Origin of the sequence: Flavobacterium psychrophilum DSM 3660 = ATCC 49418 (genome assembly GCF_002217405.1) — a bacterium.
Taxonomy (GTDB): Bacteria; Bacteroidota; Bacteroidia; order Flavobacteriales; family Flavobacteriaceae; genus Flavobacterium; species Flavobacterium psychrophilum.
This window is the reverse complement of record NZ_MUHE01000011.1, coordinates 32,511-39,383: the sequence shown is the minus strand read 5'-3', so window position 1 is coordinate 39,383 and position 6,873 is coordinate 32,511. Positions and strand designations below refer to the sequence as shown.

Below are 6,873 nucleotides of genomic sequence, written 5' to 3'. Positions count from 1 at the left end.
TTTATATTTATAAATGGTATTATATGATTATATAAAGAAAGTATAATTTAGATAATACCAATTTATGGTAGTATCCCATAAAGTGTGTAAGTAAAAATAGCATTATTTAGCATCTTGAACACCATAACGATAAACCTCTTTTATCATAATAAACCTGATTGATTTATTATGCAATTTTAAGTTTATTAAACGAGGTTTCTTTAATTAACCCCAAATTCATGTTCACTTTTTCATGAATATTAAAAATAAGCGAACACAGTATTTAAAAAAATCTATTACAACGGTGATAATCGCCGTCAAAACACCTTTTTGTAAATAAAACACATGCTTCTCATCAATCATAGATACTTTTTACCCATTTTTCCAAAATAATACTAATTTACATCTGTTTTTGCAAACTAAAACCTATTTTTCCATTATCTTTAATTAAACTACTTTATAGTAGAAGCAATGGATACTACCACTTTTTCACAAGAAATCAATGTTTTTCACGGGAAAATAGCGCCCGAAAAAGCCATTTTAGTGGGATATGGTGCTGTTATAGAAGCACTGCAATGCAAATACGATTCCCTAATAAGTTGTCCCTAATCAGTAAAAAAAAGACGGAGTTACGAAGATGATAATTGGAAAGTTTTTTCTTCACGAAATGCCTTTAAAGACACGCTATACAAACACCTCGTTTTTGTGCTAAAATACGAAGGGATAAACCTGCTGTTTTTTAAAAAACTATTTCAAGTTACTTCAAAAGAAGCAATAACAAACCTTGTGCAAACAGAAGCCACAGGACAATACAGCCGGAAAATATGGTTTTTGTACGAATGGTTAATGCAGGAACAACTTCCTATTCCAGACCTAACAATTAAAAACTATATTCCACTGGTTGATGAGGAGATACAATTTGCATCGCCAATATCAAGCAACTCCAGCAGACATCGTATAAAAAATAATTTACCAGGAACTGTTGGTTTTTGTCCATTAATATTCAAAACCCAAAAATTTAATGATTATATCTCCGAAAATCTTTCAAGTAAAAAGAATAGTTATTTAAACGCTGTTCATAAAGACGTATTGCAACGAGCATCGGCTTTTTTATTGTTAAAAGATTCTAAATCTTCTTTTACCATAGAAGGGGAAAATCCAACAAACAATCGTGTCGTTAGATGGGGTAGAGCCATAGAGACAACACAGTGGCGATGCTCATTCGGTTTTTAGAACAAAATAATGGTAAACTGTCAAAAAGAGCTCTTGAAAAAGAATTTTCCGAATTGAATGAAGATGAAGTAAAAGAGATTGAAGAAAACTACAACACTTTTTTCTACAATTAAAGACATTCGTTTCATTTGTGGCTAAATCGTGAATTAGAATCTCATTATTTAGTAGTCTATATTGATGCCAACTAGAGAAAAATCTGTAATAAAATAAGGTTGTTTTACAATTTTAGGAATAAAAGAAGATGGCACAAGAGAAATTTCGTGCATTGTAAATCATTTAACAGAAGGAGCTTTATTATGGGAGCTTGAATTATAAAACTAACGCCAAATTTATAGCTGAAATATGAATTTAAAGAACTAATAACATCTAAAAAAATAAAATTTATACCTACATTTGTAATTAAGTATAGGTTTATTTTACAAGTTAAAAAATTAAATTTTAGTATCTTAAATAATAAAACTGAAAGCATATAATAGAAGGAAAAACGATTAGAAACTATTTTTCCTAAAGAAATAGATTAATGATAATTACCGAAAACAAATATATAGACAAAGAGAAAAGCTGGTTAGCTTTTAATTTTAGAGTACTACAAGAAGCAGCAGACGAAAAAGTGCCGCTATTAGATAGAATGCGATTTTTAGGGATTTTCTCAAATAATTTAGATGAATTTTTTAGAGTTCGCTACGCCGCAATTCGCAGATTGAGTTTGGCTGGCGAAACTGCCGAAAAAATTCTGGGTGGTATTACTTCTCAAAAATTACTAAAAGAAATTACAAAAATCGTAATTCATCAACAATCAGAAAGTTTACGAATTTTAAGCAATATAGAAAAAGAGCTCGAAAATAAAAACGTTTATATTATTAACGAAACAGAAATTTCTAAAGCACAAGAAAGTTTTGTAAAAGATTTTTTTATTCAAAAAGTAAGTCCAGCATTAGTTACAATTATCTTAAATGATTTAGCAGAATTTCCATTGCTTAAAGACACCTCAGGTTATTTAGCGATTAAATTAGTAATGAAACCAAAGCAAAATTCATCTATTTTAGAGAAAATTAAAATTAAAAAAGAAATTAGATACGCAGTTATCGAAATTCCAAAAACTATTAATCGTTTCGTAGTTTTGCCTTCTCAAAATGAAAAACAGCATATCATCCTTTTAGACGATTTAATTCGTTATAATTTGCATAATATATTTAATATTTTCGATTACGAAAGCATCTCGGCTCACATGATAAAAATTACACGTGATGCGCAATTAGAGCTTGATAGTGATTTGAATAAAAGTTTTATCGAAAAAATTTCTTCGAGTGTAAAAGACAGGAGAATAGGCGAGCCTGTACGTTTTATATACGACCAAACCATTGAAAAAGATACCCTAAAATTCTTTCTTCGTAATATGGAAATAAATTCGAAAGAAAGCATAATTCCTGGCGGAAGATATCATAATCGCAGAGATTACATGGATTTTCCTAATCTAGGACGATATGATTTGTTGTACAAAACAAATTTGCCACTTCCAGTTGAAGGATTAAGTCTAGAAGGCAGCATGCTAAAAAAAATAGAGCAAAAAGATTATTTGGTAAATGCACCATATCAGTCATTTTCATACATTATTAAGTTTCTACGAGAAGCCGCTTTAGATCCAAAAGTATCAGCCATAAAAATAACATTATACCGTTTGGCAAAAAATTCTCAAATTGTAAGCTCTCTTATAAATGCAGCCAAAAACGGAAAAAAAGTAACCGTTCAAATCGAATTGCAAGCCCGTTTTGATGAAGCCAGTAATATATCCTACGCAGAGCAAATGCAAACCGAAGGCATCGAACTTATCTTTGGAGTAAAAGGACTAAAAGTACACAGTAAAGTTTGCCTAGTAGAACGCATTTCCGATGATGGAAAACTAAAACGTTATGGCATAATTTCGACAGGAAATTTTAACGAATCTACGGCCAAAGTCTATACAGATGTAACCTTATTTACAGCCCATCAGCAAATTTTGAAGGATGTATCTAAAGTTTTCGAGTTTTTTTTAATAAATTATCGAGTGTACAGATACAAGCACTTAATTGTATCACCACATTACACCCGAATTCGTTTTAATAGACTAATAGATAGAGAAATTTTAAATGCAAATTCAGGAAAACCAGCATTTTTAAAACTCAAAATGAATAGTTTATCAGACAATAAAATGATAGATAAACTATACGAAGCCAGTAGAGCAGGAGTAAAAATAAGATTAATAATACGAGGAATTTGCTCTTTGATACCAGGAGTGAAAGGAATGAGCGAAAATATTGAAGCCATTTCTATAGTAGATAATTATTTAGAACATTCTCGTGTATATATTTTTTGTAATAATAACGAACCCGAAGTTTATATCTCTTCTGCCGATTTTATGACCAGAAATCTAGACAGTAGGGTTGAAATTACTTGTCCTATTTATGACCAAAGCATCAAAAAAGAGCTAATAGATACCTTCGATATCGGTTGGAAAGGAAATGTAAAAGTTCGTTATCATTCGGAAAAATTGGATAATAAATACCGTATGCGTGGCGATAGCCCAATCTTTAGAGCCCAATTAGAAACGTATAATTACTATCGCAATAAAATTGAAGTAGTTATTTAATCGAATAAAAAACAACAAAACGATTAACCTAATTAGGAAATAACCAAATCAGAAAAGGAAATGATTTCAATAAAAAAATATGCAGCCATCGATATAGGATCAAACGCCATGCGTCTTTTGATTACTAATATTGTGGAGCAACAAGGCAAAGAAACCCAGTTTAATAAAAGTGCTTTAATTCGTGTACCTATTCGTTTGGGACAAGACGCATTTACCGTTGGAGAAATTACCGAAGAAAATATAGACCGCATGGTAGATGCGATGAAAGCTTTCAAATTATTAATGAAAGTATATAAAGTAGAACAATATATGGCATGTGCTACATCTGCTATGCGTGAGGCATATAACGGAAAGGAAGTCGTAGAAATCATAAAGAAAAAAGCAGAAGTAAAAATTGAAATAATCGATGGAAAAAAAGAAGCAGCCATTATTGCAACTTCAGATTTGCATCAATTCATAAAAACAGAACAAACCTATCTTTATGTAGATGTTGGGGGTGGAAGCACAGAGTTTTCTTTATTTTCTGACGGAAAAATGGTAGTGTCAAAATCATTCAAAAACGGCACAGTTCGTTTGCTAAATAATATGGTAAACGATATAGTTTGGGAAGAAATAGAAAAATGGATAAAAACCAACACCGAAAGATATGATGACATTACACTTATTGGTTCTGGCGGAAATATAAACAAGATTTTTAAACTATCAGGAAAACTACAAGAAAAACCCCTGTCTTATATGTATTTGAATACACAATACCAATATTTAAATTCACTAACTTACGAACAGCGCATTGCCGAAATGGGACTAAATACAGATCGTGCCGATGTAATTATACCCGCATTAAGTATTTATCTAAAAGCTATGAAATGGAGTGGGGCTAATAAAATTTATGTGCCAAAAATTGGATTGTCTGATGGTATCGTAAAAGCAATGTATTATGGAAAAGTTTAAAAAAACAATCATTGCAATTGGGATTTTATGCTTAATTTTTGGAATTATATTTGATACCTTTTTTGCAGGAATTCCATCTCAAGATGCGTCCCAAGAAATGTTAGTTACTTATGATAAAAACGCATTGCTATCTATTTTTTTAATGATTTCAGGAATTTTTATAATTTTATTCGGTTTGATTTTAAAGAAAGAAAAATAGCTTTTTTGCGGGTTACAAATCTAAATCAAAAGCCTTTCTAAGCAATTCTAGAGCAGGATTTATTTCTTTCAATCGATCATATTTCTCCTGAATTGTAAAGGCCTTTTTTGTTTCGATAGTTTCGTTTATTTTTATCTCGATTGTAATGTTATGATTGTGTAATTTTCCTCTAAGATACCCTAATAAATCATGTTTTTCGCCATCAAAATCTATTTTAGAGCTTTCATTAGGTAGCTCATGAATGATGGTAGTACCTGCTAGTTTTGGGTCGTCTAGTAATAATAAGGATTCTAGAATTTTATATCCTTTGTTTCCTAATCTATTGGCATATTTTACCCACTGTTCTAGCATTTGAGTTTCTGTAAATGGCTCAGTTGGTAACTCGTCGTGGTGTTTTTCTTTAGGTTTCAATTGTGCTTCTAATGCCCGCTTGGCCTGAATACTCTTCATAGACAAAGCCGAAACTTTGGGGCCTAAGATTGTAGATTGCTGATTAGCGATTTCAGATTTAGGGGTTAAAATGTTAACACTATTTACCACTCCTGGCAAAACCTCAGGATTCTTGGGCGTAACAAGATCGATTGTATTTATAACTTCAATATCTGATTTCTGACTTTTGTCTTCACTATCAAGATTTACTTTTTGAATTTCGACTATCGAGAAGCCTGAATTCCTATAATAAGTTGTGGGAATTATATATTGTTTAGCTTTTTTTTTTCTCCATCAAAAGTGATAGAGGCTAGTTGCATCAAACAAAGTTCTACCAGTAATCGCTGATTTTGAGAAAGCTTAAATTTTAAATCACAATCATTAGCCAAATCGATTCCTTGTAACAGAAAATCTTGTGAAGCTTTTTGAGATTGTACATAATACATTTTTTGAGCTTGCTCGCCAACTTCTAGTAAAGTGATAGTTGCAGGGGTTTTGCTAACCAACAAATCTCTAAAATGCGAAGCCAATCCAGCTACAAAATGATGCCCATCGAAACCTTTTGCCAAAATATCGTTGTAAGCCAATAGTAATTCTGGAATTTTATTTTCTAAAATTAAATTCGTTACATTAATATAGGTTTCATAATCTAGCACATTCAAGTTTTCGGTAACTGCTTGTCGTGTTAGGTTTTTTCCACAAAAAGACACAACTCTATCAAAAATAGACAAAGCATCGCGCATGGCACCATCTGCTTTTTGGGCAATAATATGCAAAGCATCGTCTTCGAAAATGACACCTTGATTGGTAGCTACTTCGGCGAGATGTTCCTTGGCATCTTTTACAGTAATTCTTTTGAAATCGAATATCTGACAACGAGATAATATCGTTGGAATAATTTTATGTTTTTCGGTCGTTGCCAAAATAAAAATGGCATGTTTTGGTGGTTCTTCTAATGTTTTCAAAAAAGCATTAAATGCTGCAGATGATAACATGTGAACCTCATCGATAATATAAACTTTATATTGTCCCGTTTGTGGGGGGATACGAACTTGATCGATTAGATTACGAATATCATCGACCGAATTGTTTGAAGCCGCATCGAGTTCGAAAACATTGAAAGCAAAATCTTCGTTCGGGTCGTCGTAACCTGGTTGGTTTATTTTTCTGGCTAAAATTCTGGCACAAGTTGTTTTTCCTACGCCACGAGGTCCAGTAAATAATAGGGCTGATGCCAAATGATTTGTTTCTATCGCATTTAGTAACGTATTGGTAATGGCTTGTTGCCCCACCACGTCTTTAAACGTTTGCGGACGATATTTACGAGCCGATACTACAAATTGTTCCATAAAAAAATATTCGAAAGCAAATATAATGGTAATAAGTGAAAATGCAAAAGTGAAAAGTGAAAAGTTTTAAAATGTTTTGGTTAATTTATTTATCTTTAAAAATACTG

The 6,873-nt window shown here is 31.8% G+C and carries 7 protein-coding genes; 5 read left to right on the top strand and 2 right to left on the bottom strand.

Translation table 11 applies throughout. The features are described 5' to 3' along the window. Nucleotides 1–450 precede the first annotated feature (450 nt). From B0A57_RS12040 to B0A57_RS03350, 5 genes are all read left to right on the top strand, one after another. On the top strand, nucleotides 451–588 hold the full coding sequence (locus B0A57_RS12040; RefSeq protein ID WP_162180618.1) for a hypothetical protein: 138 nt from the start codon (nucleotides 451–453) through the stop codon (nucleotides 586–588). A 96-nt stretch (nucleotides 589–684) separates the two neighbouring features. Beyond that, the gene (locus B0A57_RS03365; RefSeq protein WP_052079125.1) at nucleotides 685–1,212 is read left to right on the top strand and encodes a hypothetical protein; all 528 of its coding nucleotides are present in this window, start codon (nucleotides 685–687) and stop codon (nucleotides 1,210–1,212) included. A 520-nt stretch (nucleotides 1,213–1,732) separates the two neighbouring features. Further along, nucleotides 1,733–3,838 carry a polyphosphate kinase 1 gene (gene ppk1 / locus B0A57_RS03360; protein ID WP_011963117.1) on the top strand — a complete coding sequence of 702 codons (2,106 nt, stop codon included), beginning with the start codon at nucleotides 1,733–1,735 and terminating at the stop codon, nucleotides 3,836–3,838. Between the two features lie 60 nt (nucleotides 3,839–3,898). Continuing rightward, nucleotides 3,899–4,789, top strand: a complete 891-nt coding sequence (locus B0A57_RS03355; RefSeq protein WP_011963116.1) for a Ppx/GppA phosphatase family protein — start codon at nucleotides 3,899–3,901, stop codon at nucleotides 4,787–4,789. Further along, complete coding sequence (locus tag B0A57_RS03350; RefSeq protein ID WP_034098213.1) at nucleotides 4,776–4,988, top strand: hypothetical protein; 213 nt, start codon at nucleotides 4,776–4,778, stop codon at nucleotides 4,986–4,988. Before B0A57_RS03355 ends, B0A57_RS03350 begins: the two co-directional genes overlap by 14 nt. Before the next feature lie 12 nt (nucleotides 4,989–5,000). On the opposite strand, the gene B0A57_RS03345 is transcribed toward B0A57_RS03350, so the two are convergent. Both B0A57_RS03345 and dnaX read right to left on the bottom strand, forming a co-directional pair. Next, entirely contained in the window at nucleotides 5,001–5,528 is a 528-nt protein-coding gene (locus tag B0A57_RS03345) for a DNA polymerase III subunit gamma/tau (protein WP_227029091.1), read from the bottom strand. Nucleotides 5,529–5,680: 152 nt separating this feature from the next. Then, a complete protein-coding gene (gene dnaX / locus B0A57_RS03340; protein WP_011963113.1) occupies nucleotides 5,681–6,766 on the bottom strand; it encodes a DNA polymerase III subunit gamma/tau in 1,086 nt (361 codons plus the stop codon). Nucleotides 6,767–6,873 lie beyond the last annotated feature (107 nt).